Annotated in this window: 20 protein-coding genes, 1 tRNA gene and 1 pseudogene; 13 read left to right on the forward strand and 9 right to left on the reverse strand. The window is 70.4% G+C overall.

The window, feature by feature from the left end:
• Positions 1-108 precede the first annotated feature (108 nt).
• The gene (locus ACFYPJ_RS31430) at positions 109-786 is read left to right on the forward strand and encodes a TetR/AcrR family transcriptional regulator C-terminal domain-containing protein (RefSeq protein ID WP_389024555.1); all 678 of its coding nucleotides are present in this window, start codon (positions 109-111) and stop codon (positions 784-786) included.
• A gap of 117 nt (positions 787-903) precedes the next feature.
• Here the strand turns inward: ACFYPJ_RS31430 and ACFYPJ_RS31435 are convergent, their stop codons facing one another.
• The 3 genes from ACFYPJ_RS31435 to phoU form a co-directional block, all read right to left on the reverse strand.
• Positions 904-1,497 carry a hypothetical protein gene (locus ACFYPJ_RS31435; protein WP_389024558.1) on the reverse strand — a complete coding sequence of 198 codons (594 nt, stop codon included), beginning with the start codon at positions 1,495-1,497 and terminating at the stop codon, positions 904-906.
• Positions 1,498-1,994: 497 nt separating this feature from the next.
• Positions 1,995-2,150, reverse strand: coding sequence for a hypothetical protein (locus ACFYPJ_RS31440; protein WP_389024561.1), 156 nt, complete (start codon positions 2,148-2,150; stop codon positions 1,995-1,997).
• Positions 2,151-2,302: 152 nt separating this feature from the next.
• Complete coding sequence (gene phoU, locus ACFYPJ_RS31445) at positions 2,303-2,992, reverse strand: phosphate signaling complex protein PhoU (protein WP_389024564.1); 690 nt, start codon at positions 2,990-2,992, stop codon at positions 2,303-2,305.
• Positions 2,993-3,249: 257 nt separating this feature from the next.
• Here phoU and ACFYPJ_RS31450 point away from each other — a divergent pair, with 257 nt between their 5' ends.
• The gene (locus ACFYPJ_RS31450; RefSeq protein ID WP_389024566.1) at positions 3,250-4,509 is read left to right on the forward strand and encodes a sensor histidine kinase; all 1,260 of its coding nucleotides are present in this window, start codon (positions 3,250-3,252) and stop codon (positions 4,507-4,509) included.
• Complete coding sequence (locus ACFYPJ_RS31455) at positions 4,506-5,186, forward strand: response regulator transcription factor (RefSeq protein ID WP_010358452.1); 681 nt, start codon at positions 4,506-4,508, stop codon at positions 5,184-5,186. Before ACFYPJ_RS31450 ends, ACFYPJ_RS31455 begins: the two co-directional genes overlap by 4 nt.
• A 241-nt stretch (positions 5,187-5,427) precedes the next feature.
• Here the strand turns inward: ACFYPJ_RS31455 and ACFYPJ_RS31460 are convergent, their stop codons facing one another.
• Positions 5,428-6,114 (reverse strand): DUF461 domain-containing protein, encoded by a 687-nt coding sequence (locus tag ACFYPJ_RS31460; protein ID WP_389024569.1) that lies wholly within the window; start codon positions 6,112-6,114, stop codon positions 5,428-5,430.
• Between the two features lie 596 nt (positions 6,115-6,710).
• On the opposite strand from ACFYPJ_RS31460, the gene ACFYPJ_RS31465 reads away from it, so the two are divergent.
• From ACFYPJ_RS31465 to ACFYPJ_RS31490, 6 genes are all read left to right on the forward strand, one after another.
• The gene (locus ACFYPJ_RS31465) at positions 6,711-7,193 is read left to right on the forward strand and encodes a CarD family transcriptional regulator (RefSeq protein ID WP_010472787.1); all 483 of its coding nucleotides are present in this window, start codon (positions 6,711-6,713) and stop codon (positions 7,191-7,193) included.
• Positions 7,194-7,654: 461 nt separating this feature from the next.
• Positions 7,655-8,434 (forward strand): 2-C-methyl-D-erythritol 4-phosphate cytidylyltransferase, encoded by a 780-nt coding sequence (ispD, locus tag ACFYPJ_RS31470; protein WP_389024572.1) that lies wholly within the window; start codon positions 7,655-7,657, stop codon positions 8,432-8,434.
• Positions 8,424-8,942 (forward strand): 2-C-methyl-D-erythritol 2,4-cyclodiphosphate synthase, encoded by a 519-nt coding sequence (gene ispF / locus ACFYPJ_RS31475; RefSeq protein ID WP_389024575.1) that lies wholly within the window; start codon positions 8,424-8,426, stop codon positions 8,940-8,942. The genes ispD and ispF overlap by 11 nt, the downstream gene beginning before the upstream one ends.
• A 233-nt stretch (positions 8,943-9,175) precedes the next feature.
• Positions 9,176-10,579, forward strand: a complete 1,404-nt coding sequence (gene cysS, locus ACFYPJ_RS31480; RefSeq protein ID WP_389024578.1) for a cysteine--tRNA ligase — start codon at positions 9,176-9,178, stop codon at positions 10,577-10,579.
• Between the two features lie 176 nt (positions 10,580-10,755).
• On the forward strand, positions 10,756-11,697 hold the full coding sequence (rlmB, locus tag ACFYPJ_RS31485) for a 23S rRNA (guanosine(2251)-2'-O)-methyltransferase RlmB (RefSeq protein WP_389024580.1): 942 nt from the start codon (positions 10,756-10,758) through the stop codon (positions 11,695-11,697).
• A gap of 128 nt (positions 11,698-11,825) precedes the next feature.
• Positions 11,826-13,541: a DoxX family membrane protein gene (locus ACFYPJ_RS31490; protein WP_389024583.1), complete on the forward strand. Its 1,716-nt coding sequence runs from the start codon at positions 11,826-11,828 to the stop codon at positions 13,539-13,541.
• Positions 13,542-13,907: 366 nt separating this feature from the next.
• Here ACFYPJ_RS31490 and ACFYPJ_RS31495 read toward each other — a convergent pair whose 3' ends face one another.
• The 3 genes from ACFYPJ_RS31495 to ACFYPJ_RS31505 all read right to left on the reverse strand — a co-directional run bounded on the left by ACFYPJ_RS31495 (position 13,908) and on the right by ACFYPJ_RS31505 (position 16,641).
• Entirely contained in the window at positions 13,908-14,642 is a 735-nt protein-coding gene (locus ACFYPJ_RS31495; protein ID WP_389024585.1) for an NDP-sugar synthase, read from the reverse strand.
• A 184-nt stretch (positions 14,643-14,826) separates the two neighbouring features.
• Complete coding sequence (locus ACFYPJ_RS31500) at positions 14,827-15,285, reverse strand: hypothetical protein (RefSeq protein WP_389024588.1); 459 nt, start codon at positions 15,283-15,285, stop codon at positions 14,827-14,829.
• A gap of 219 nt (positions 15,286-15,504) precedes the next feature.
• Positions 15,505-16,641 (reverse strand): ABC transporter ATP-binding protein, encoded by a 1,137-nt coding sequence (locus ACFYPJ_RS31505; protein ID WP_389024590.1) that lies wholly within the window; start codon positions 16,639-16,641, stop codon positions 15,505-15,507.
• A gap of 206 nt (positions 16,642-16,847) precedes the next feature.
• Between ACFYPJ_RS31505 and ACFYPJ_RS31510 the strand changes: the two genes are divergently transcribed.
• Together ACFYPJ_RS31510 and ACFYPJ_RS31515 are read left to right on the forward strand one after the other, a co-directional pair.
• Positions 16,848-16,924, forward strand: a tRNA-Thr gene (locus ACFYPJ_RS31510).
• A gap of 233 nt (positions 16,925-17,157) precedes the next feature.
• The gene (locus ACFYPJ_RS31515) at positions 17,158-17,694 is read left to right on the forward strand and encodes a hypothetical protein (protein ID WP_389024593.1); all 537 of its coding nucleotides are present in this window, start codon (positions 17,158-17,160) and stop codon (positions 17,692-17,694) included.
• Positions 17,695-18,152: 458 nt separating this feature from the next.
• On the opposite strand, the gene ACFYPJ_RS31520 is transcribed toward ACFYPJ_RS31515, so the two are convergent.
• Positions 18,153-19,421 carry a cytochrome P450 gene (locus tag ACFYPJ_RS31520; RefSeq protein ID WP_389024595.1) on the reverse strand — a complete coding sequence of 423 codons (1,269 nt, stop codon included), beginning with the start codon at positions 19,419-19,421 and terminating at the stop codon, positions 18,153-18,155.
• A gap of 232 nt (positions 19,422-19,653) precedes the next feature.
• On the opposite strand from ACFYPJ_RS31520, the gene ACFYPJ_RS31525 reads away from it, so the two are divergent.
• Both ACFYPJ_RS31525 and ACFYPJ_RS31530 read left to right on the forward strand, forming a co-directional pair.
• Positions 19,654-21,360, forward strand: coding sequence for an FAD-dependent oxidoreductase (locus ACFYPJ_RS31525; protein WP_389024597.1), 1,707 nt, complete (start codon positions 19,654-19,656; stop codon positions 21,358-21,360).
• Between the two features lie 45 nt (positions 21,361-21,405).
• Positions 21,406-22,413: an amidohydrolase family protein gene (locus ACFYPJ_RS31530; protein WP_389024599.1), complete on the forward strand. Its 1,008-nt coding sequence runs from the start codon at positions 21,406-21,408 to the stop codon at positions 22,411-22,413.
• A gap of 206 nt (positions 22,414-22,619) precedes the next feature.
• On the opposite strand, the pseudogene ACFYPJ_RS31535 reads toward ACFYPJ_RS31530, so the two are convergent.
• A pseudogene (locus tag ACFYPJ_RS31535) lies at positions 22,620-23,756 on the reverse strand (hypothetical protein); the annotation flags it as partial.

The raw sequence follows: 23,756 nt of genomic DNA on the forward strand, positions 1-23,756 counted from the left end.
GACTTGAACTAAGTTCAACCGGCTGTCGAGAAGGACGGTAGACCGCTACTTGAGCGCTGTGCAAGTCCCTGCTTGAACTTTGTGCAAGAGGCTGCGTACCGTGAGGTCATGCCCCGCGACACGCTTACCCGTGACCAGATCGTCCGCACTGCCATCGAGCTCCTGGACGCCGACGGCCTCGAAGGTCTGAACATGCGCGCCCTGGGCAAACGGCTCGACTCCGCCGCCACGGCCGTGTACTGGCATGTGAAGAACAAGGACAATCTCGTTCTGCTCGCCACCGACCAGGTGTGGGGCGAGCTCAAGCTGCCCGATCTGGACGCGGTCGACTGTCGCACCGCGGCCTCCGCCATGGCCACGGACCTGTACGGGATGTTCGTCCGGCACCCCTGGCTGGTGCAGGTCTTCGCCGCACACGTCGTCTACGGCGAGGGCAAGGCCCGCCACGACGACCACAGCCTGGCCGTCTATGAGGCCGCCGGCTTCACCGGCGCCCAGGCCGACCAGGCCGCGGCCACGGTCTTCACCTACGTCCTCGGCAACGCGGCCGGCATCGCCGCGACCGCCTCGCTCACCCGCAAGCTCAACGAGGACGGCACCCCTGCCGCAGAACAGTTCCACGAGGCCATGGCCAAGGCGCGGGACATCGCCCTGCGGTACCCGCGCCTGCGCGCCCGGCTGGAGACCCAGGCGGCGGCCGAATACGCGGCCGCCCCTGACGAGACCTTCGAGTTCGGCCTCCACGCCCTGCTCGACGGCCTGGCGCCCCGGGGACAGCGGAAGTAGCCCGGAGCACGACCAAGCCCCCCGCCTGCGGAAGCGAATGCTCCGCCGGAAGGGGGCTTTGCGTCGTGCTGGTTACGTCGTTCGTACGGGACGGGAGCGAACCGCGGCCCGGTCCGTTCAGCCCTTCTGAACCGGCGGGCAGTAGCCGGTGTCCTCGCCGATGGAGTTGATCTCGGCGTTGGAGCGGGAGTCTCCGGCGTAGTCGAGCTGGTTGGTGCACTTCGCGGGCTGGGGGCTGCCGGTCGGGGTGCCGTCCGCCGACTCCGGCGCCGGGCAGTCGCCGGTGTCCTGGCCGATGGAGTTGATCTCGGCGTTGGACCGGGGGTCATCGGCGTAGTCGAGCTGGTTGGTGCACTTCGCGGGCTCGCCCTCCGGCGTGCTGTCCGTGGACGGCGCGCTGTCGGCTTCCGGCGTCGGGCAGGTGCCGGTCTGCTCGCCGATGGAGTTGATTTCGGCGTTGGGCCTCGGGTCTCCCGCGTAGTCGAGCTGGTCCGTGCACTTCGTCCCGGACTCGTTGGCAGAGCCCGACGTCGTGCCGGTGGAGCCCTGGCCGCTCTTGTCGGTGGACTTGCCCGGCTGCGCGGTGCTCGTGGCGACGGACGAACCGGTGGCGGACGACGAGGCGGTGACTCCGCTGCCGTTGCATGCCGTGAGCGACAGGCTGGCGGCGATGGCGGCAAGGGCGAGCACCGAGATCTTCCGACCACGCATGGTTATCTCCTCTGTAAGGCTTCCTGCTCCGGGCTTTCCGACCGTTGTGATGGCCCGATGGTCAGGTGAGTTTGGAGGAAGGGAGCGTTAAGACACGCTCGTTACATGCGTTACAGCACTGAGGGATCCTGTCGTGCGGTGCGGACATCTCGTACGTCACCGGGTCGGCGGAGTTCGCGGATGAGCGATACCGCTGCGAACAGGACGCTCCCTCGTGCGGCAGCTCGCGGTGCGGAGCCTCGCGGTGCGGAAACTCTCCATGCGGAAGCTCTACGTGCGGAAGGCAGAGCGGCATGCGGGCGGCGGGAAGCGGCAAGCGGCAAGCGGGAAGCGGTAAGCGGAACCGAGAAGCGGGCGGCGGCGGGCGGGTCCCGACGTGCGGTCCCGTCGTGCGGAAGGGCCCCGGTGGCATGTCTCACCGAGGCCCTTCGCGCTGACGGCGACCGAACGACGCTCCGCTGCGGCCGGTCGGCCGCGGGGTGCGACGGCGGCTGCCGTCAGCCGCACTGGCAGGGGTTGCCCGACTGGCAGCCGCAGCCGCAGCCCGAGCCGCAACCGCACGCGCCGAAAAGCGGGAGGTTCCTGATCTCGGCGGGCTGGTCGGTCTCGCGCTCCTGAGTGGGATCGGGCGTGGTGCTGGGCGATTCGGCCATGGGTACCTCCTGGGGGCCTGGCGGCTGGAGCGTCGTGCCTTTGCCCATTCCATGCCCGTTTCCTCGGGCGCATCAACGGCGCACGGAGGCGCCCGTGTGCCCTGGGCGGAAACGTCCGAGCGCCCCGCCGGGCACGGGCCCGGCCCCGGGGGTCAGGGGCCCTCGACCCCCGTCACCGGCTGGATCTCCGCCTGCAACTCGTCCGCGTGCTCGCCCGTCACGAGGAACACCACCCGCTTGGCGACGGCCACCGCGTGGTCGGCGTACCGCTCGTAGTAGCGGCCCAGCAGGGTGACGTCCACGGCGGTCTCTATGCCGTGCTTCCAGCGGTCGTCCATCAGGTGCTGGAAGAGGGTGCGGTGCAGGAGGTCCATGTCGTCGTCGTCCTGCTCCAGCTGGAGCGCCAGGTCGATGTCCTTGGTGACGATGACCTCGGCCGCCTTCGCCATCAGCCGCTGCGCGAGCTGGCCCATCTCCAGGATCGTGGCGTGCAGGTCCTGCGGGATCGCGCGCGCCGGGAAGCGCAGCCGGGTGAGCTTGGCCACGTGCTGGGCCAGGTCGCCGGAGCGCTCCAGGTCGGCGGACATGCGCAGCGACGTGACGACGACCCGGAGGTCGGTGGCCACCGGCTGCTGCCGGGCCAGCAGCGCTATGGCCCGCGCTTCGAGGTCGTGGTGGAGTTCGTCGACCTTCTGGTCGGCCTCGATCACGTTCTCGGCCAGCTTCAGGTCGGAGTCGAGGATCGCCGTCGTGGCGCGTCCGATAGCCGACCCGACGAGCCGGGCCATCTCGACCAGTCCGTCTACGATCGAGTCAAGTTCCTCGTGGTACGCGTCCCGCATCAGGGGCTCCCTCTCCTACGTATCCTTCGGGTCCGGGCCGGGGCCCGTCGTGAAACCGGTCATGGAACCGGTCAGGAAACCGGTCATGAAAACCAGCGGTGCCGAACCCCACGTTCCCACGTTCCGGCCTGTACCCGTCGCTTTCTTCCACCCCAAATGAACCAATACTGGCTCCAAGGTGAACTCTGGGCGACGAGTGTCGGAGGTCGCACTCCGACGGCTGTGGTCATGTCGTACCCCATGCCTAACCTGGGTGCATGGACGTGAACGCGGCGGTCGCCGCAGCAGCAGCGATCGCCGGGGTGCTCACCGGCGTGATCGCCATGCTGGCGTTCCGCTGGAGCGAACGGGAGCAGAAGCGCCCGACACGGACCTCGCTGCACACGGACCCGGTGCTTCCGCCGGGCGTGGACACCGTCCTGTCCGTGCTCCGCTCCTCCGCCGTCGTCCTCGACGAGGCGGACGCCGTCGTCAAGGCCAGCTCGGCGGCGTACGCCCTGGGCCTGGTGCGCGGCGGCAAGCTGTCCATCGAACCCATGCGCCAGATGGCCCGCGACACCCGGCGCGACGGTGAGATACGCCAGGTCGAACTGGATCTTCCGCGGCGCGGCAGCGGCCGGGGCGAGGCCCTGGCCGTCTCCGCCCGGGTGGCCCCGCTCGGGTCGCGGCTGGTGCTGCTGCTCGTCGAGGACCTCACCGAGGCCCGCCGCATCGAGGCGGTACGGCGCGACTTCGTCGCCAACGTCAGCCATGAGCTGAAGACCCCGGTCGGCGCGCTCTCCCTGCTGTCGGAGGCCGTCATGGACGCCTCGGACGACCCGGAGGCCGTGCAGCGCTTCGCGGGCCGCATGCAGATCGAGGCGACGCGGCTGACCAACCTGGTGCAGGAGCTGATCGACCTGTCCCGGGTGCAGAACGACGACCCGCTGGAGGACGCCGAGCCGGTCCGGGTCGACGAACTGGTCGCCGAGGCCATCGACCGCTGCCGCCACCAGGCCGGCACCAAGCAGATCACCATGGCCGCGGGCGGCACCGCCGACCTGCACGTCTGGGGGAATCGAGGGCAGCTCGCCGCCGCCCTCGGCAACCTCGTCGAGAACGCCGTCAACTACTCCCCGGCCCGCACCCGCGTGGGCATAGCCGCCCGCCGGATCAGCGGATCGGGCGGCGACATGATCGAACTCGCCGTGACCGACCAGGGCATCGGCATCTCCGACAAGGACAAGGAGCGCATCTTCGAGCGCTTCTACCGCGTCGACCCGGCCCGCTCCCGGGCCACCGGTGGTACCGGCCTGGGTCTCGCGATCGTCAAGCACGTGGTCGCCTCGCACGGCGGGGAGGTCACGGTGTGGAGCGCCGAAGGCCAGGGCTCCACGTTCACTCTGAGGCTGCCGGAGGCGGGCGTCGCCCGCGACCGTGCTCTGCTCCACCCCGACCTCGACGAAGAGGACGGGCAGTCCCCAACCCCCGACCCGACCGCGTACGAAACGCTTTCCGCCCCGGAGGTCCTTCCGTGACCCGAGTGCTCGTCGTCGAGGACGAGGAGTCCTTCTCCGACGCCCTGTCGTACATGCTCCGCAAGGAGGGCTTCGAGGTCGCCGTCGCGGCCACCGGCCCCGACGGACTCGACGAGTTCGAGCGCAACGGCGCCGATCTCGTCCTCCTCGACCTGATGCTGCCGGGCCTGCCCGGCACGGAGGTCTGCCGCCAGCTGCGCGGCCGCTCCAACGTCCCGGTGATCATGGTGACCGCCAAGGACAGTGAGATCGACAAAGTTGTCGGGCTGGAAATAGGAGCCGATGACTACGTCACCAAGCCGTTCTCCTCGCGTGAGCTGGTCGCCCGGATCCGCGCCGTGCTGCGCCGCCGCGGTGAGCCGGAGGAGGTCACTCCGGCGGCCCTGGAGGCCGGCCCGGTCCGGATGGACGTCGACCGCCACGTGGTCACCGTCTCGGGCTCCAAGGTCGACCTGCCGCTCAAGGAGTTCGACCTGCTGGAGATGCTGCTGCGCAACGCCGGGCGGGTGCTGACCCGGATGCAGCTCATCGACCGGGTCTGGGGCGCCGACTACGTGGGCGACACCAAGACCCTGGACGTCCACGTCAAGCGGCTGCGCGCCAAGATCGAACCCGACCCGGGGGCGCCGCGCTACCTGGTGACGGTCCGCGGCCTGGGCTACAAGTTCGAGCCGTAAACCGCGAGCAGTAAACCGCGAGGCGTGGACCGCGGTGCACCGCGCCGGAACGCGAGCCGTGCACCGCGCCGGACCGTGATGGCTCACGTCGAGCCGTGGTGAACCACGCCGATCCGTGAGCCGTACCGGATGCATCCGATGTACGTGATGCACCTGACGCACCTGCCGCACACGCGGCGAAGGGCGGCGCCCCGAGTGGCGCCGCCCTTCGCCGTACGGCGTTTCGCCGTGCCGCGTCCGCTCAGTTGGCGGACGGCGTGACCGACCCGGAGGTCGGGTTCTTCGGGGTGGCGTCGCCCGACGCGGTCTCCCCGGCCGTGGCCGACGGGGCGGTGGAGTGCTTGTCGTCGGACGGCTTGCCGGTGCTGCTCGCGGTGGCACCCGCGGCCGGCGACGCCGTGGCCGACGGCGACGGGATCGTGCTCGGGCCCCACGAGGCGAAGTAGCGCTCGGCGGGCACGACGAGGGCGCGCAGGCTCACATCACCGGTCTTGCTGAAGGTGAAGGTGACCTTCTGGGCGTTGCCGTCCAGGATCGCTTCGCGGCTGCTGGGCAGCACGGCGGAGGCGTTGCCCTTACCGCCGAGGATCAGCGAGCCGTGCGCCGGAATGGTCAGCGACTGGCCCTTGGCCGGGGTGAGCTGGGCGCTCTTGTTGAGGCCGGCGACGGCGATCGACTGGAGGGTCTGGTCGGTGGCGCCGTTGTTGAAGAGGGTCGCGGCGACCACCGCCGGGCCCGTGGACTGCAGGTCGGGCTGGGTCACGACGATCGCGTTCTGCACCTTGATGTCGCCGACCTTCACCCCCGCGTTGTCCGGCCTGATCTCCAGGGTCTGCGAGTTGTTGCCGGCGCCGCAGGCGGTGAGCAGGGCGATCGGGAACACGATGGCGGAGGCGGCGAGGGCGCCGCGTCGAAGGCTGCTGCTCACGGCGGCGGCAACTCCTTGAACGCAGGGAGGGCGACTCCCTGATAAAGCCGCCCTAAGTATTTGTCAGCGCGCCCAGGTTACCGAGCCGTTCCGTCGCGCCCGCACCCGACCCTCCCCAAGCGGTCCCGCGTCCCTCCCACAGGGTGTGTCACAGCGCCGTACAAGTGACCCGTGAGTCACTTTCGCTCGGTACTCGTCCGGCATTCACATAACCGGCCGCGCAAATTTTCCGTGAAGGAATGCAGGAGTACTCCGGATATAGATCACGTACCCCTCCGCCGGGCACCTGTGATCAATTCTGGATTCGTCTCGTACCGGGTCGAGAGGCCGAACGGAGTAGCGGAAGTCGCACGCCCGGAACCGGACAAATGGGTATGTTCATCCACTTGGAGGGGCGTCCTGGGGCGTGTGACGTACGCGTTTCGCATTGCCCGCAGAGGTGCTCCGACCTGCGAATACCTGCTTCCGATGGCCCCGTGAAGCACGTCCCTGTCGCAGTTGTCAAGCCCCGAGATATGCCCTGACCTGCGAAAACGCCATTCAGAAGACGCCGTATCCGTGTTACCCTGGATAGCCACGGAAGGGGTACCTGTCACATGACGTTCAAGGTTGGCGACACCGTGGTCTATCCCCATCACGGGGCCGCGCTGATCGAGGCCATCGAAACTCGTCAGATCAAAGGCGTGGACAAGACCTACTTGGTGCTGAAGGTCGCCCAGGGTGACCTGACGGTGCGTGTGCCAGCGGACAATGCTGAGTTCGTGGGTGTGCGTGATGTGGTCGGTCAGGACGGGCTGGACCGGGTCTTCGAGGTGCTGCGCGCGCCGTATGCCGAGGAGCCCACGAACTGGTCGCGTCGATACAAGGCAAATCTGGAGAAGCTCGCCTCCGGCGATGTCATCAAGGTCGCGGAAGTCGTGCGCGACCTGTGGCGTCGCGAGCGCGAGCGCGGACTGTCCGCCGGTGAGAAGCGCATGCTCGCCAAGGCCCGCCAGATCCTGGTGAGCGAGCTGGCTCTCGCGGAGAACACCAACGAGGACAAGGCTGAAACCCTGCTCGACGAGGTCCTCGCGTCCTGACCCCAGGCAGGCGACGCCCGCCCAGTTCAGCACGGTGAATGCCGCGGTGCCCGATGACGGTCTCCCGTCGCCGGGCGCTGCGGCATGTCCGTCCCCGGATGCGGATTTCCCACGGAGCGGACGGGGCATCCGAGATCGGTGCGGACGTCCCGGGATGTCCCTGAATGGGATGTCCCTGAATGCCGCGAACCCACCGCACGATGCGGACCCGCCGTACGACTCTGAGCCCCGAGCTGCGACTCGGAACCCCCGAGCTGCGACTCCGGACCCCGAGCGGAAATCCCCCCGGCAACCCCGGGAAAAGCCCCGACACACACCCCCGGGAACCCCGGATACTTGATGTGCCGGGCCCGGGCAGCAGGCTCGACCGGTGTCACGGAAGGGTCCGGTCAAGGCGTCGCGCCCGGCACTCGTCCAGGCCATACCCACGTAGGCCGAGCACACAAACCTGACAGGAACCGATGTCTGACGTTTCGCGTCCTTCCCCCGCGCCGTCCCCGGTCGCCGCGGTGATTCCGGCCGCCGGCAAGGGCGTACGCCTCGGCCCCGGCGCTCCCAAGGCGCTCCGCACGCTGAACGGCACCCCCATGCTCATCCACGCGGCCCGCGCGCTCGCGGCATCCCGCGCCGTCTCCCTCGTGGTCGTGGTGGCCCCGCCGGACGGCGCCGCCGAGGTCAAGTCGCTGCTCGACGCGCACGGCCTGCCCGGCGGCGGCATCCCCGGCGGCAGCGGGGAGAGGACGGACTTCCTGGTCGTCCCCGGCGGGGACTCCCGCCAGGAGTCCGTACGGCTCGGGCTCGACGCCCTGCCGCCCGAGTACGGCGTGGTCCTCGTGCACGACGCGGCCCGCCCGCTGGTGCCGGTGGACACCGTGGACGCGGTGATCGAGGCGGTACGGGACGGAGCCCACGCCGTCGTGCCCGCGCTGCCCCTCGCCGACACCGTCAAGGAGGTCGAGCCCGCCGCCGAGCCGGGAGCGCCCGAGCCGGTGGTGGCCACGCCCGCGCGGGCCCGGCTGCGGGCGGTGCAGACGCCGCAGGGCTTCGACCGCCGGACGCTGGTACGGGCCCACGAGACCGTCACCGGCGAGGTGACCGACGACGCGAGCATGGTGGAGCAGCTCGGCGAGCGGGTCGTCGTGGTTCCCGGCCACGAGGAGGCGTTCAAGGTCACCCGCCCGCTGGACCTGGTGCTCGCCGAGGCGGTCCTCGCCCGCAGGAGGCTCAACGATGGCTTCTGACCATGACCCGACGGTTTCCGGGCCGGCGGTGCCGCTGCCCCAGGTCGGCATCGGCACCGACATCCACGCCTTCGAGGAGGGCCGCGAGCTGTGGTGCGCGGGCCTGAAGTGGGAGGGCGAGGGCCCGGGGCTGGCCGGCCACTCCGACGCGGACGTCGTCGCCCACGCCGCGTGCAACGCGCTGTTCTCCGCCGCCGGCCTCGGTGACCTGGGGCAGCACTTCGGCACCGGGCGCCCCGAGTGGTCCGGCGCCTCCGGGGTCACCCTGCTGACCGAGGCGGCCCGTATCGTGCGCGCCGCCGGTTTCCGCATCGGCAATGTCGCGGTGCAGGTCGTCGGGGCCCGCCCCAAGATCGGCAAGCGCCGCGACGAGGCCCAGAAGATCCTCTCGGACGCGACCGGGGCCCCGGTCACGGTCTCCGGTGCGACCACCGACGGCCTGGGCTTCCCGGGCCGGGACGAGGGACTGATGGCCATCGCCACGGCCCTGGTCGCGCGGGTGGACTGAGGGCGTGCCAGGGCGCGGGCGGAGTCGTCGCGGATGACCGCCTGCCGGTGGGCGTCCGCACCCCGGCGGACGTCCCCGCACCGGCGGGTTCCGGCCCGCGCGTCCGGCTCCGCGCGGGCGGCCCGGCGGCGCTCGTCCGCTCCCCGCCGGCCGGTCCGGGACGAGGTCACGAATGCATGCCCTTTGGGCGGAACGGGCGCGAGGCACTGGCCCGCGCCCACTACCCTGGAGTGGTGACCATTCGCCTGTACGACACCAGCGCTCGGCAGATCCGTGACTTCACCCCGCTCAAGCCGGGTTGTGTCTCGATCTACCTGTGCGGCGCCACCGTGCAGGCCGCACCCCACATCGGGCACATCCGCTCGAACCTCAACTTCGACATCATGCGCCGCTGGTTCCGGTACCGCGGCTACGAGGTGACGTTCGTCAGGAACGTCACCGACATCGACGACAAGATCATCGCCAAGGCGCACGACCAGGGCCGGCCCTGGTGGGCGATCGGGTACGAGAACGAGCGCGCCTTCAACGACGGCTATGACGCCCTCGGATGCCTCCCGCCGACCTACGAGCCGCGCGCCACCGGCCACGTGCCCGAGATGGTCGAGATGATGCAGCGCCTCATCGAGCGCGGGCACGCCTACGCGGCGGACGGCAACGTCTACTTCGACGTACGGTCCTTCCCGCAGTACCTGGAGCTGTCCCGGCAGGAGTTGGACAACCTCCAGCAGCCGGCCGGCACGGGCGAGACCGGCAAGCGGGACGCGCGGGACTTCGCCATGTGGAAGGCCGCCAAGCCCGGCGAGCCGACCTGGCCGACGCCGTGGGGGCCCGGGCGTCCGGGCTGGCACCTGGAGTGCTCCGCCATGGCGCACAAGTACCTGGGCAGTGCCTTCGACATCCACGGCGGCGGGCTCGACCTGATCTTCCCGCACCACGAGAACGAGATCGCCCAGGCCAAGGCGTACGGCGACGACTTCGCCCAGTACTGGGTGCACAACGCCTGGGTGACCATGGCCGGCGAGAAGATGGCCAAGTCGCTCGGCAACTCGGTGCTCGTCTCCGAGATGGTCAGGCAGTGGCGGCCGATCGTGCTGCGCTACTACCTCGGCACCCCGCACTACCGCTCGATGATCGAGTACAGCGAGGAGTCGCTGCGCGAGGCCGAGTCGGCGTTCGCGCGGATCGAGGGCTTCGTGCAGCGGGTGGTCGAGAAGGCCGGGGGAGTCGTCGAGCCCGCGGCCGAGGTGCCGCCCGCCTTCGCCGAGGCGATGGACGACGACTTCGGCGTCCCGCAGGCACTCGCGGTCGTGCACACCACCGTCCGGCAGGGCAACTCCGCCCTCGCCGCCGATGACAAGGAGGCGGCCGTGGCCCGGCTCGCCGAGGTGCGGGCCATGCTCGGCGTCCTCGGCCTCGACCCGCTGGGCGCACACTGGGCCGGCGAGGGCGGCGACCGCGGCGAGGATCTGCACGGCGTGGTCGACAGCCTCGTACGGCTCGTCCTCGACCAGCGCGAGTCCGCCCGCGCCCGCAAGGACTGGGCCACCGCGGACGCCATCCGCGACCAGCTGAACCAGACCGGCCTGGTCATCGAGGACAGCCCGCAGGGCCCGCGCTGGAGCCTCGCTCCACGCTGAGGTCCGCCCGGCGTCCCGGGACCGGTGACGGAGCCGCCCCGGGGCCCGGTCGGTGCCTGCCCGCCCCGGGCGGGCACACTGCACCAGACAAACAGGCAACCAGACAGACAGACGTACATACACACATTCGTGCGACGCTTTACACGTACGACGCTTCAACAGACGGGTAGTGGGTCATGGCCGCGAACAACCGCCGCATGTCCGGCAAGAAGGGCGCGCAGGTCGGCAGTGGCGGCCAGCGGCGCCGGGGCCTGGAGGGCAAGGGGCCGACCCCGGCCGCTGAGATGCGCAAGGGGCACGCCAAGCAGCGCGCCGCCGCGGCGAAGTCCCGGCGCGCGCAGGGCCGTCCGCAGCAGCGCCGGGGCGGCGGCAGGACCTCGTCCGAACTGGTCGTCGGCCGCAACCCGGTCGTCGAGGCGCTGCGCGAGGGCGTGCCCGCCACCACCCTCTACGTCCAGCAGTTCATCGACAACGACGAGCGGGTCCGCGAGGCGCTGCAACTCGCCGCCGAGCGCGGCGGCATCAACCTCATGGAGGCCCCGCGGCCCGAGCTGGACCGGATGACGAACGGCCTCAACCACCAGGGCCTGGTCCTCCAGGTCCCGCCGTACGAGTACGCGCATCCGGAGGACCTGGCCCAGGCCGCGTACGACGAGGGCGAGGACCCGCTGATCGTCGCCCTCGACGGGGTGACCGACCCGCGCAACCTCGGTGCCGTCGTCCGCTCCGTCTCCGCCTTCGGCGGGCACGGCGTCGTGGTTCCCGAGCGCCGCGCGGCCGGCATGACCGCGGGAGCCTGGAAGACGTCCGCCGGTACGGCCGCCCGTACGCCCGTCGCCCGCGCCACCAACCTGACCCGCGCCCTGGAGGCGTACAAGAAGGCCGGGATGGTGGTCGTCGGTCTCGCCGCCGACGGGGACGTCGAGCTGGGCGACCTGGCGGCCCTGGAGAGCCCGGTCGTGATCGTCGTCGGCAGCGAGGGCAAGGGCCTGTCCCGGCTGGTCGGCGATACCTGTGACTTCCGGGTCCGGATCCCGATGCCGGGCGGCGCCGAGTCGCTGAACGCGGGTGTGGCGGCCGGCATCGTGCTGTACGAGACGGCTCGCCGCCGGGCCTGAACGCTCGTGCGTCAGTCCACCCACACGGGTTAATTCCGGTGCCATTCCGTCGTCCTGGACAAGCTTGACGCGGTCCGGACAGATCCGACGGGTCGTGACAGTGTCCAAACCCGATGTCACTCGGTTAGATGAGTGTGGACACCAGAACACCCCGCACACCCACGGGGGACCGCTCGTCGGGATTCGACGACGCTCCCGCGCTGAGCATGGTGAAGGTGCCGAGCGATCCGGCGCAGGTCATCGTCAATCACGCGAGCTTCCGCGTGCAGCTGGGCGCATCGACACGGCGTAGCCAATCCCCGCGTCCGGCGGGGCAGTTGGGCGCCCAGGATCCCGCCCGCGGCCCGGCCGCGCCGCGGCGCCGCCCTGTCGTCTGGAGCGGCCGGCTGGCCCCCGACGACACCGGCGGCCACCGGCTGCTCCAGGCGGTGCGGGGCGGCAGCGTCCGGCACGCCGACGAGCCGTCCTTCGACGCCGGAGCGGCCACCCAGGTCATCCCGCGGATCGACACCGACTACCCCGGCCACACCGGTTACGACGGCCACACCGGTCACGACGGTTACGGGGGCTTCGACCCGACCCGGACCGCGGAGACGCCGGTCGTCGGCCACCAGCGCACGTCGCCCGGCGCCGGCGAGACCAGACTCCTGCCGCACATGCGGACCGTTGGCAGTGCCTACGACGAACCCGGCTACGCCGACGCGGAGTTCGACGAGTTCGAGGACTTCGACGAGCCGGCCGGCACCGGCGGCGAGGCCGCGGGCAAGCGCTACGGCGACGACCCGGCACGGCACGCCTACTACCCGGGCCGCCGGATGAACCTCGGCGTCGTGCTGCTCCCGCTGCGCGTCTTCCTCGGCTTCATCTCCGTCTACGCCGGCATGGGCAAGCTCTGCGACCCCGTCTACTTCGACGGCGGCAAGCGCGGCTCGATGGTGAAGTGGCTCAACACCCTGCACCCCTGGGACGTCGCCGAGCCGCTGCGCCAGTTCGCCCTCCAGCACCCGGTCGGCTCCGGGCTCGTCATCGCCTTCCTCCAGGTCGTCGTGGGCGTCCTCACGATCCTGGGCTGCTGGCAGCGGGTCGCCGCGGTGGTCGGCGCCGGGCTCTCGGCCGCGCTCATCGTCACCGTCAGCTGGAAGACCGTACCCGCCTACGACGCGCCCGACATCATCTACCTGGCTGCCTGGTCGCCGCTGGTCATCGCCGGTGCGCCCGTCTACTCGGTCGACGGAAGGCTGGCCGGCCGGGCCTGGCGCATCCTCGGGCCCCGCTCCGACATCTGGGAGCTGCGCCGCCACGTGCTGCGCCGGGGCGCCCTCGTCACCGTCGTCACCGTGGGGCTCACCCTGCTCGTCGGCTCCCTGCTCGGCGGGGCCGTGCGCGACTCCAGCCGGGTGGTCGTGCCCGGACCGGGCGAGGCACCGCGCAACAACGTGCCCGGTGCGCCGCTGCCCGACGAGGGACCCGGCCGACGGCAGTCGGCCAGCCCGTCGGCGTCCAGCGCGCCGAGCGGCGGTGCCACGGCGGGTGCCGGACCGTCCGGTGCGGCGACGACCCCGGGTGCGGCCCGTTCCTCCGGCGCCGCCGTGGGCGGTGCGCCGAGCCAGACCCAGGGCATCGTGGGCCGGCCGCCGGCACAGCCGCACTCCCCGGTCGGCCAGGCCCCCGCCACCACCGCGGGCCCCACCGCCGGCGGTACGCAGACCGGTGGCTCGGGCGGTTCGACCGGCGGGTCGGGCGGTACGGGCAGCACGGCCGGCTCGGGCAGCTCGGACGGCGGCGGCTCGTCCGGCTCGGGCCAGTCCGGCGGCGGACACCTGGTGGGCGGCCTGTTGGGCTGACATCCGCCCGTCGCGCCTGTCACGGGCGTACGACAGAGGCGTACGCGACACGGCCGTACGACATGGACGTACGACACGGGCGTACGACAGGGGTCCGGCACCTTCAGTGGTGCCGGACCCCTTTGACGTGCTGTGCGCGCTCCGGTGGCGGGATGACCCGGTGGCGGGACGATCTGCCGGACGACTGCCGGGCGACGACAGACGGCAGACGACCGACCACTGACGGACGACGGCCGCCGGGCTGACCGCCCGGCACTGACCACCGGGCAATGACCGGCGGACGATGGCTCTGCTGGACGACGATCCGGCCGCCCCCGCTCGTCGAACCGCCGCGGGGACCGGCCGGTGGATGATCCGTGCTCGCCGTCAGTGGCGGCCCAGCGCCTTGAGTTCCTTCGCCGCCTCCGTCAGGTCCTTCGCGGTGTCGATGGCACGCCAGTACGCGCCGTGCGGGATCGGGTAGCCGGCCAGGCGGTGTTCGCGGGCCAGATGCGGGAACGTGGTGCGCTCGTGGTCGCCGCGCTCGGGCAGCAGTCCGGAGAACTCCGCCGAGAAGACGTAGACACCCGCGTTGATCTCGAAGGTCGACGGCGGGGCCTCGATGAAGTCGGTGACATGGCCGAAGCCGTCCGTCTGGACGGCGCCCCAGGGGATGCGCGGCCGGGCCAGGGCCAGGGTGGCGACGGCGTCGCGCTCGGTGTGGAAGTCCGCCATCTCGCGCAGCGAGAAACGGGTCCAGATGTCGCCGTTGGTGGCGTACCAGGACCGGTCCGGGTGGGGGAGGTGGGCCGCGGCGTACTTCAGTCCGCCGCCGCGGCCGAGCGGTTCGCTCTCCACGACGGTGTTGACCCGCACCGGCAGGTCCGCCGTGTCCAGCCACTTCTCCAGGACCTCGGCGAGGTGGCCGCAGGAGACCACCACGTCCGTGACGCCCTCCTCGGCGAGCCAGGTGAGCTGGTGGCCGATGATCGGGGTGCCCGTGCCGGGGATCTCGACCATCGGCTTGGGCCGGTCGTCGGTGTACGGGCGCAGCCGGGAACCCTGGCCACCGGCCAGGATGACGGCTTGAGTGGGGCGCGACACGGCGTTCGGATCGGTCATGCCCGAACTGTACGTGGCGTGCCCCACCGGGATGGCCGGTCGCAACGGGCTTCTTGGACGGCCGTTACCGACTTCCCAACGTCCGCTTGTCCGGGCATGGCCGGACGGTGACGAGCGTCCGGCCATGCCCGTCGAGCGACGGCTGCCGAGGCGCTGCCGCTCGGCGGGCGGCCGGTGCCGCGGCTCAGCTGTGTGCGGTCAGCACGCCGGAGGCGAAGGAGGTGTCGCAGACGGGGCGCGCGTACGACTGTGCGCGCGAGGCGCCGTAGATGCGGACGGCCGCCTGGCCGAGGGCGCGGGCGATGGAGGTGCAGTGCTTGGCCAGTGACGGGCGGCCGTTGACGGCCTGCTGGAGGTGGGTGAGGACCGCGCCCGGGTTCTTCTCCTGCAGTTCGGCCATCAACCGGTCGCGCAGTACGTCCTGCGGCGTGCGCGGGACGGCCCGCACGGAGCCGCTCGCGGAGGTGACGTCCGACGCGGTGAGCACCGAGTTCGCGGGGTTCCCCGACCAGTTGACTCGGGTGACCGCGAGGGTCCCGGAAAGCACCAGGACGACGGGCAGGACTAGGGCGAGGGTGCGGCCGATGCGCCGGGCGGGGCCCCGGTGACCGCGTCGCGTCTGTTGGGTGGTGGAGTGCTTCACGCGTGTGAGAGTAGCGCCCAGTGATGATTTGGCGACATTTGGTCACCGGTTCGGGGGACGGGGAAGTGGCTTTTTCCGGGTGGGGTGTTGACGCACACTGCTCGAAATGCGGGTGTTTAGTGTGGTATTTGTCCACAGCGAGAAGGGCCCCGCGGCAACCCGCGGGGCCCTTCTTCGTCAACCTGGGTGAATTGCCGGGGATTATTCCGGCGGCTGCCGTCAGTCGGAGAGACGCTCACCGGTGGAGGTCGAGAACACGTGGGTCTCGCCCGGCCGCGGCACGACGTGCACCGTCGAGCCCTTCTCCGGGACGGAGCGGCTGTTGACGCGCACGACGAGGTCCCTGCGGTCGCTGCCGACCTCGACGGTGCCGTAGATGTAGCCGTCGGCGCCGGTCTCCTCGACCACGTTCACCGAGACCGCGAGGCCCGCCGGGGCGTCCGCGCTGTCCTTGGCCAGGGACGCGCTGGCGCCACCGTTGTGCTCGACGACGTCGAAGTGCTCGGGGCGGACGCCGACCGTGACCGTCTTGTCACCCTTGTCGGCAGCGGCCTTCAGCGCCTCGCGGTTGACCGGGACCACGCTGTTGCCGAACTTCACGCCGCCGTCGGTGATCGGCACCTCGACCAGGTTCATGGCGGGGGAGCCGATGAAGCCCGCGACGAACAGGTTGGCCGGGCGGTCGTACATGTTCCGCGGCGAGTCGACCTGCTGGAGCAGACCGTCCTTGAGCACGGCCACGCGGTCGCCCATCGTCATGGCCTCGACCTGGTCGTGGGTGACGTAGACGGTGGTGATGCCCAGACGGCGCTGGAGGGACGCGATCTGCGTACGGGTGGAGACGCGGAGCTTGGCGTCGAGGTTCGACAGCGGCTCGTCCATGAGGAACACCTGGGGCTCACGCACGATGGCACGGCCCATGGCGACACGCTGGCGCTGACCGCCGGAGAGCGCCTTCGGCTTGCGGTCCAGGTACTCGGTGAGGTCGAGGATCTTCGCAGCCTCTTCGACCTTCTTGCGGATCTCCGCCTTGTTGACGCCGGCGATCTTGAGCGCGAAGCCCATGTTGTCGGCGACCGTCATGTGCGGGTAGAGCGCGTAGTTCTGGAACACCATGGCGATGTCCCGGTCCTTCGGCGGCAGGTGGGTGACGTCGCGGTCACCGATGCGGATGGCGCCGCCGTTGACGTCCTCCAGGCCGGCGAGCATGCGCAGGGAGGTGGACTTGCCGCAGCCGGACGGACCGACCAGAACGAGGAATTCGCCGTCCTCGATCGCGATCTCCAGCGAGTCGACGGCGGGCTTCTCGGACCCCGGGTAGATCCGGGTCGCTTTGTCGAACGTGACAGTGGCCATGGCGCGTAGGCCCCCTTCTACCGGCAGGAACGTGCCGGACGATCCGAGTAGGAAGGTGGATGGTGTAGTCCACCGGAGTGAACTGAGTCAGGACGGTACCTGGCGTTTCCCTGATCTGTCAGTACCTGCGGGACTGTGAACTTCGCGGAAATTTTCGACAGGGCGCCTCAGGAAGGTGGGTACACTGCTCTGGCGCGCATGCGTACGCCTCCTTAGCTCAGCTGGTCAGAGCGCCGCTCTTGTAAAGCGAAGGTCGTCGGTTCGAATCCGACAGGGGGCTCCACGTGTGACCAGCGTCATTACCCCGGCGATCATGGATCGCGGAGGCATCGGCGGCAGGTCCGGGCGGCAGCCGCGCTCACCGGCATCCGCGGCCTGGACGAATCGGCGCAGCGAGGCTGCGGGTCCTGCGGCCCGTGACTTCGGCGCGACGAGAAGGGCCGCCCTCGCAGGTGCGGGATCTTCGGGTTCTGAGGCCGTCTGGATCCGGTGCGACGTAGTTCGTACCCTGCAGGCATGGAGTGGGGGACTCTCTCAGTTGCCGCAGTAGGTGCGCTGTTCGGGATCGGGGCGACGGTCATCACCGATTCCCTCCGCTCGCGGCGGGAGAGGGAGCAGCGGTGGGCCGATGCGAAGCGGCTCGTATACGTGCGTTTTCTGACGGCATTGGCCCAGGCGCACAGCCGTATGGTGATGGCGTCCGCGCGGGGAGCAGCCGGAGAAGCGCGACGTCACGCGGTTCATGACGCCTTTCACAACGACCCGCAGCACTCCGAGGCCAAGTCCGTGCTCAGGGAGCTGGGACTGGTCGCTCCTGATCACGTCTACCGGGTCGCGCTGCCGCTGTACGAGCAACTGCGGTTGCTCCGCGACGTGCTTGCCTCGGAAGAGGTGGCCTTGGAGACCCCCGAGTACCGGCAGGTCGTGGTTCCGTTTTTCCAGACGATGGAGACGCTTCAGCGGCTCATGCGGGACGATTTACAGCCCTCGACCGGGTGGGGGAGGCGGTCGAGCGGGGTCCGGACGCCTGCTCCTGGCACAGCCGGCCGTTGAAATGGTTTGGTCTGTGTTCCGTCTTCGTTCCGTCGTGTGGGCTTACGAGAAGGGGCCCGCACCCCTGGCGGGCCCCTTGGGGTGTTTCCGCGGGCTGTGGCGGGTCCGACCTGTCATGGATCCGGATCCCAGGTGGACGCGCCCTGAGTGTTCAGCCCGCTACGCAGGTGCTTCCGGAGGCGGGGTTGAGGAATGCCGTCGCGTTGTGACATTCCTGAAGCCGTCCCGTAAAGGGTCCACGAGTTGGTGAGGGGCGGTTTCTCCTGTCGGGACCGAAGATTATTCACGAAGATTATTTACGGGAACTCGAACCTCCATCCACCTCCCGGACCGGCACGCCGAAGAAGACGGCTTCTCCGCGGTCAGGACCGGCCCAGCAACACCGATCCGAAAAGCAGAAACGCCCGTAGTGCACGGATGCGCCCGGAGCCGCGCCCAGCGCGGATTCAGCGATGTGTTCAGCCGGCGATCCGCTGCGGATCGAGCACCACGGGCAGCTCCGCGAGTCCGCGGAACGCCGGGAAGGGCACGGTCAGCCAGCGTGCCTCGTGCGGGGGCACGGCCAGCGTGATCTCGGGGTACCGGCGGAACAGCGTGGTGAGCGCGATGTGCATCTCCAGGCGGGCCAGCGGCGCTCCGACGCAGTAGTGGGGTCCGTGTCCGAACGCCAGGTGGGGCTGGGCTCCGGTCCGCGTGACGTCGAGCCGGTCGGGTTCGGCGTACGCCTCGGGGTCGCGGCCCGTGGACGTGAGGGCGATCTGGACGAGGGCGCCCTTGGGGATCATCACACCGCGCATCGGGATGTCCTCGGTGGCGTGGCGGAAAGTGGAGCTCTCCACCGATCCCTCGTACCGCAGCAGTTCCTCGATGGCCGGCTTCAGGGACTCGGGGCTCGCGAGGGCCGCCTGGCGCTGGTCCGGCTTCGAGAGCAGGTGGTACACGGCATTGCCGATGAGGTACGCGGTGGTCTTGTGGCCGGCGAAGAACAGCACCCACGCCGTCGAGACCAGCTCGTGGTCCGTCAGCGCGCCGTCCTGGTCCTGGGCCGCGATGAGCGCGCTCATCAGGTCGTCGCCGGGCGTGCTGCGCTTGCGCGCCACGAGGTCGACCAGGAGGTCGCGCAGCTTCCCCTCGGCCTCCTCCAGCGCCTTCTTCGCCTCCGGGCCGAATCCGGTCTTGGCCACGGTCACCGCCCACTGGTGGGCGCGTTCGCGCTCGTTCTCCGGCACGCCGAGGAGTTCGCAGATGACCTGGAGCGGCAGCGGGAACGCGAAGTTGGGGAGCAGGTCGACGGACGCGTCGGTCGGGCAGCGCTCCAGCAGTTCCTCGGTGACCTGCTGGATGCGGGGGCGCAGCGACTCCACCCGGCGCGGTGTGAAGGCGCCCTGCACGATCCGCCGGAGCCGGGTGTGCTTGGGCGGGTCGGAGAACAGCATGTTGTCGTCGAGCGCGATGGAGGAGTCGCCGAAGATGCGCTGGTACGCGTCGAGGGCGCCGTACATGTCCTTGCTCAGCCGCGGGTCGGCCAGCGCGGCGCGCGCGTCGTCGTAACGGGTGATCAGGTAGGTCTGCACGCCGTGCGGCGGCTGGAGCGGGCACACCGGGGCGGTCTCCCTCAACTCCGCGTACACGGGGTGCGGGTTGGCGCGGAAGTCGGGGGTGCACCGGGAGGCGGCGGCCGCGGGGTCCGCGGATCCGGGTTCGGTCTGCAGGGGGGTTCGCGTCATGGCCTCGACGGTTCCCGGCGGGTGCCCGCCAGCAAACGTCCTTAGGCCGTCCGGGGCGGCGCGGGAGAGCGGCGTCGCGATCGGCGGAACAGAAGGTGCGGGGCCCGTGGAGCGGGCGAAGAGTTGATGCCGGTTGGACACCCCGAACCGCCCGTTCCTGCGGTCCCGGGGCGTTCGGCTTCGGACTACATCGGACTACAGACGATGGCGACAGACGATTGGGGATCAGTCGATGAGCAGACGAGCCGTGGAATCCGTACCGGTTCTGGTGGTGGGCGGCTCCTTGGTGGGCCTGTCCACGTCAGTGTTTCTCGGTCGCCTCGGCGTGGAGCACCTTCTCGTCGAGCGTCATGCCGCGACGTCCACCCACCCGCGCGGCCGTGGGAACAACCTGCGCACCATGGAGCTGTTCAGGACCGCGGGCGTCGAGCAGGACATCCGCGCCGCGGCGGGCGCCCTGGGGGGCAACGACGGCGTTCTCCAGGTGAGCACGCTCTCCGGCGGTGACCGCCGGTGGATCGTCAAGGCGATCGACACGGGGCCGTCCCTGTCGCAGATCACCTCGGCCGGCTGGTGCCTGTGCAGTCAGAACGATCTTGAGCCGGTCCTGCTGCGCCACGCCCGCTCCCTCGGCGGCGACATCCGCTTCCACACCGAACTGGTCTCCTTCACCCAGGACGCCGAAGGGGTGCACGCGGAGGTACGGGACCGGGACAGCGGCGAGACGCGCATCGTGCACGCCCAGTACCTGGTGGCCGCCGACGGGCCGCGCAGCCCGGTGCGCGAGCGGCTCGGCATCACCCAGACGGGACCGGGCCCGCTGTTCCACAACGTGAGCATCACGTTCCGCAGCAAGAAGCTGCAGGACGTCGTCGGCGACCGGCACTTCGTCGTCTGCTACGTCACCGACCCGGCCGGCGAGGGCGCCCTGCTGCCGGTGGACAACCGTGAGCGGTGGGTCTTCCACGCCCCCTGGGCCCCGGAACGCGGCGAGACGCTGGACGACTTCACCGACGAGCGCATCGTCGCCCACATCCGCGCCGCGGCGGGCGTCCCCGACCTCGACGTCGAGGTCACCGGCAAGGCGCCCTGGCACGCGGCGGACCGGGTGGCCGACAGCTACGGCGAGAGCCGGGTCTTCCTGGCCGGTGACTCGGCGCATGAGATGCCCCCCACCGGGGCCTTCGGCTCCAACACCGGTATCCAGGACGCCCACAACCTCGCCTGGAAGCTCGCGGCCGTCCTGCGCGGCTGGGCCGGAGCGGGGCTGCTCGACACGTATCAGACGGAACGCCGGCCGGTCGCGCTCGCGACCACCGCCCGCGCCCTGTTCCAGGCGGGCGAGGAAGAACACCCGGGCTACACCCCCCAGAAGCGCAAGGACGATCCGGCCGACGCGCTGACGGTGGCCCTGTGCTACCGCTACCCGTCGGGCGCCGTCGTCGGCGCCGACCCGGACGCCGCGATCGTGCCCGCCGAGTTCGAGCTGGGCGGCGCTCCCGGGAGCCGGGCCCCCCACCTGTGGGTGACCACCCGGGACGGCCGCCGGATCTCCACCCTGGACCTCTGCGAACGGTCCTTCGTCGTCCTCACCGGTTCAGAAGGCGAGGCATGGCGCACCGCGGCCCGCGGCGTCACCGCACGCCTGGGCATTCCGGTGGAGGGCTACGTCGTCGGCGCGGGGCAGGACCTGGTCCCCCAGGACGGGGCCGCCTGGGCCGCGCTGCACGGCACGGCGGAGTCCGGTGCCGTCCTGGTCCGCCCCGACGGCTTCGTGGCCTGGCGGTCGCCCAGGCTCGTACCGGACCCGGAACGGGCTCTCACGGACACGCTGATGACGGTGCTGCGCCGCGAGACGGCACCGAACGCCACGGCTGAGCCGCGTCGGACGACCGCGACGCAGGAGCCACTGGCGACGACATCCGACGGGCGCCTCTGAGCGCCTCCCCTTGAACCCCGCTTCGGAACGAAGGAAGAACCCGCTGTGATATCAACTGCTCCGGCCGACGACGACGCCCGTACCTCCCGCGTGGACGTCCACCACCACTTCACCGCGCCCGCCTGGCTCGACTGGGCCGAGACGCAGGGCCTGGTCCGGCGTGAGCGGCTGCCCTGGTGGACGCGCTGGGACCTCGACTCCGCGCTCGCCCTCATGGACCGTACGGGGATCCGCACCACCGTCATGACCGTGGCCATGCTCGGCCGCATCCAGGAGCGCGGCAAACGCGAGGAGAGCGCACGGGTCGCGCTGGACGCGGCGGCGGAAGTCACCGCGAGCCACCCCACCCGCTTCACCTTCTTCACGCCGGTCTTCCTCGACGACCTGGATCTGTCGAGCTGGTCGCTGAAGTACGGTCTCGACGACCTCGGCGCCGTCGGGGTGAGCACCCGCACCAGCGCGGGCGGTGTCTATCTCGGCGACCCCTCCCACGACCGCCTCCTCGGCGAGCTGAACGACCGCGGCGCGGTCATCAGCACGCACCCGATGGACGTACCCTCGGGCAGCGCCGACGGGGCGGGCGTGCCGGGCCTGCCGCCGTTCATGTGTGACTTCCTCATGGACACGACCCGCGCGGCGATCAACCTCATCCTCAACGGCACCCTGGACCGCTACCCCGACCTCACCTTCGTGCTGCCGCACGGCGGCGGCTTCCTCCCCTACATGGCCACCCGCCTGGAGCTCCTCAGCGACCATCTCACGCCCGAGATCGAACCGTCCCGGATACGCGACTACCTGCACCGCTTCTACTACGACACCGCGGGCCCCATGTCCCCGTGCTCGACCCCCACCCTCATGGCCACGGTCGACCCCGGCCGGATCCTCTACGGCACCGACTGGCCGCCCACCTCCGCCCACGTCGTCTCCGACGTCGCGGCACCGGCCCTGGACAACGACCCGGCCATCACCGGCCACCAGCTCCGAGGCATCAACCGGGACAACGCGCTGCGTCTGATACCGGCGCTCGCCCGGGACCGGGCCGGTCGGGCCTGAGCCGGCGCGGGGGTATGTGTCACGTGGGCCTGCGGGCGTGGTGGACGAGCCGGCGGACCGCTGCCGCGAGCGCGAGGCCGGTGCCCTCGGCAGGTGGGCGTCCGTGCGGTCGAGGCGTACGGCACTCCCGCGGGTTCCCGGCTGCGCTCGGACACGGGGCACCCCTGACGGTGCTCCTTGGCGGGCAGGCGTGGTCTGCCGGGCTTCTAGTGTTTCTTCTTCTTGGGTTGGTGGTGCCGGGCCGGGCGCGGCGGCGGCCGGTGTGCGGGATCCGGGTATGTGGTGGTCGGCTGAGGAGGTGCTGTCCAGCCGGGCGGGAATGGCTGGTACTGCATGGCGGCGGCGCCGGGGCCTGCCGGGACGGGGTAGGTATGGCCGTCGGTCCATGACGGCATGGTGCCGGTTGGCAGGCTGCTGCCGACATGCGACGGGCCGGGCTCGCCGTTGTAGTACACCGTGTTCCAGTCGCCTGTGACCGGGTACTCGCTCACAGGCTGCTGGAAGGAGAGGTGGAGCGGCATCCCCTGCGGGAGTACGGGCAGGGTTTCCGCCGGCTCGAAGCCGGAAACCGGCATTGCTCCTGTCGGCATCGATACCGACTGTTCCGGATACCAGTTCTGGTTCTGCCAGTCCCATACCTGCGCGTCGGTATGGATGGCGGGGTGTGCCGGCCAGGTGTGTGCCGCTGTCGTGGGCGGTGAGCAGGCAGGGGCGGGTACCGGGGGTTGCTGTGAGGGCGGCAGAGCTGACACGCCAGAAATTGCCGCCTTTTTTCGATTGCCTTCCCGCTTCACCCTCTTCGGGTCGACGTGGTAACCGCCGCCCTTGCGTGGCAGCAGCGGAATCCCTGCATCCCTCAGTACCTTCTCCTCCGCGGGACTCGCCCGTTTATCAGGTTTGAGGAGGTCCTGCAGTCGCAGCCGGATCTTCTGTTCCCACTTGGGCACGCCTTTCTTGCGGAGCTCCGGCAGAATGCCGTGCTCGACCAGGGCAGGGAATCCTGGTGCCAGGCCGTACAACTTCGCGATGTCGAAGGCGCGTTCGGCTCCGGCCTGTGCAGAGTCTTCATCAGCCTCCCGCTCCACCTGCGGGTCGATGTGGTAACCGCCGTCTACGCGTGGCAGCAGCGGAATCCCTGCATCCCTCAGTACCTTCTCCTCCGCGGGACTCGCCCGGTATTCAGGCTTGAGGAGGTTGTACATCCGCTGCCGAGCCTGCCGTTCGTCCTCGGGTGAGCCTTTCCTACGCTTTTTCGGTAGTTGGCCGTGTTGGACCAGAGGGGGAGCGCCGTTCTGTGAGGTGTACAGGGCCCTGATTCTGGCTGCGGAGGGGTCGTCGGTTTC

The sequence above is a fragment of the Streptomyces sp. NPDC006012 genome, assembly GCF_042871185.1.
GTDB lineage: Bacteria > Actinomycetota > Actinomycetes > Streptomycetales > Streptomycetaceae > Streptomyces.

Excerpts from the sequence above, each read along its gene's own strand:
- ACFYPJ_RS31430 (WP_389024555.1), top strand. The coding sequence starts at position 109 with ATGCCCCGCGACACGCTTACCCGTGACCAGATCGTCCGCACTGCCATC.
- ACFYPJ_RS31435 (WP_389024558.1), bottom strand. The coding sequence starts at position 1,497 with ATGCGTGGTCGGAAGATCTCGGTGCTCGCCCTTGCCGCCATCGCCGCC.
- ACFYPJ_RS31440 (WP_389024561.1), bottom strand. The coding sequence starts at position 2,150 with ATGGCCGAATCGCCCAGCACCACGCCCGATCCCACTCAGGAGCGCGAG.
- phoU (WP_389024564.1), bottom strand. The coding sequence starts at position 2,992 with ATGCGGGACGCGTACCACGAGGAACTTGACTCGATCGTAGACGGACTG.
- ACFYPJ_RS31450 (WP_389024566.1), top strand. The coding sequence starts at position 3,250 with ATGGACGTGAACGCGGCGGTCGCCGCAGCAGCAGCGATCGCCGGGGTG.
- ACFYPJ_RS31465 (WP_010472787.1), top strand. The coding sequence starts at position 6,711 with ATGACGTTCAAGGTTGGCGACACCGTGGTCTATCCCCATCACGGGGCC.
- ispD (WP_389024572.1), top strand. The coding sequence starts at position 7,655 with ATGTCTGACGTTTCGCGTCCTTCCCCCGCGCCGTCCCCGGTCGCCGCG.
- ispF (WP_389024575.1), top strand. The coding sequence starts at position 8,424 with ATGGCTTCTGACCATGACCCGACGGTTTCCGGGCCGGCGGTGCCGCTG.
- rlmB (WP_389024580.1), top strand. The coding sequence starts at position 10,756 with ATGGCCGCGAACAACCGCCGCATGTCCGGCAAGAAGGGCGCGCAGGTC.
- ACFYPJ_RS31490 (WP_389024583.1), top strand. The coding sequence starts at position 11,826 with ATGAGTGTGGACACCAGAACACCCCGCACACCCACGGGGGACCGCTCG.
- ACFYPJ_RS31495 (WP_389024585.1), bottom strand. The coding sequence starts at position 14,642 with ATGACCGATCCGAACGCCGTGTCGCGCCCCACTCAAGCCGTCATCCTG.
- ACFYPJ_RS31505 (WP_389024590.1), bottom strand. The coding sequence starts at position 16,641 with ATGGCCACTGTCACGTTCGACAAAGCGACCCGGATCTACCCGGGGTCC.
- ACFYPJ_RS31515 (WP_389024593.1), top strand. The coding sequence starts at position 17,158 with ATGGAGTGGGGGACTCTCTCAGTTGCCGCAGTAGGTGCGCTGTTCGGG.
- ACFYPJ_RS31520 (WP_389024595.1), bottom strand. The coding sequence starts at position 19,421 with ATGACGCGAACCCCCCTGCAGACCGAACCCGGATCCGCGGACCCCGCG.
- ACFYPJ_RS31525 (WP_389024597.1), top strand. The coding sequence starts at position 19,654 with ATGAGCAGACGAGCCGTGGAATCCGTACCGGTTCTGGTGGTGGGCGGC.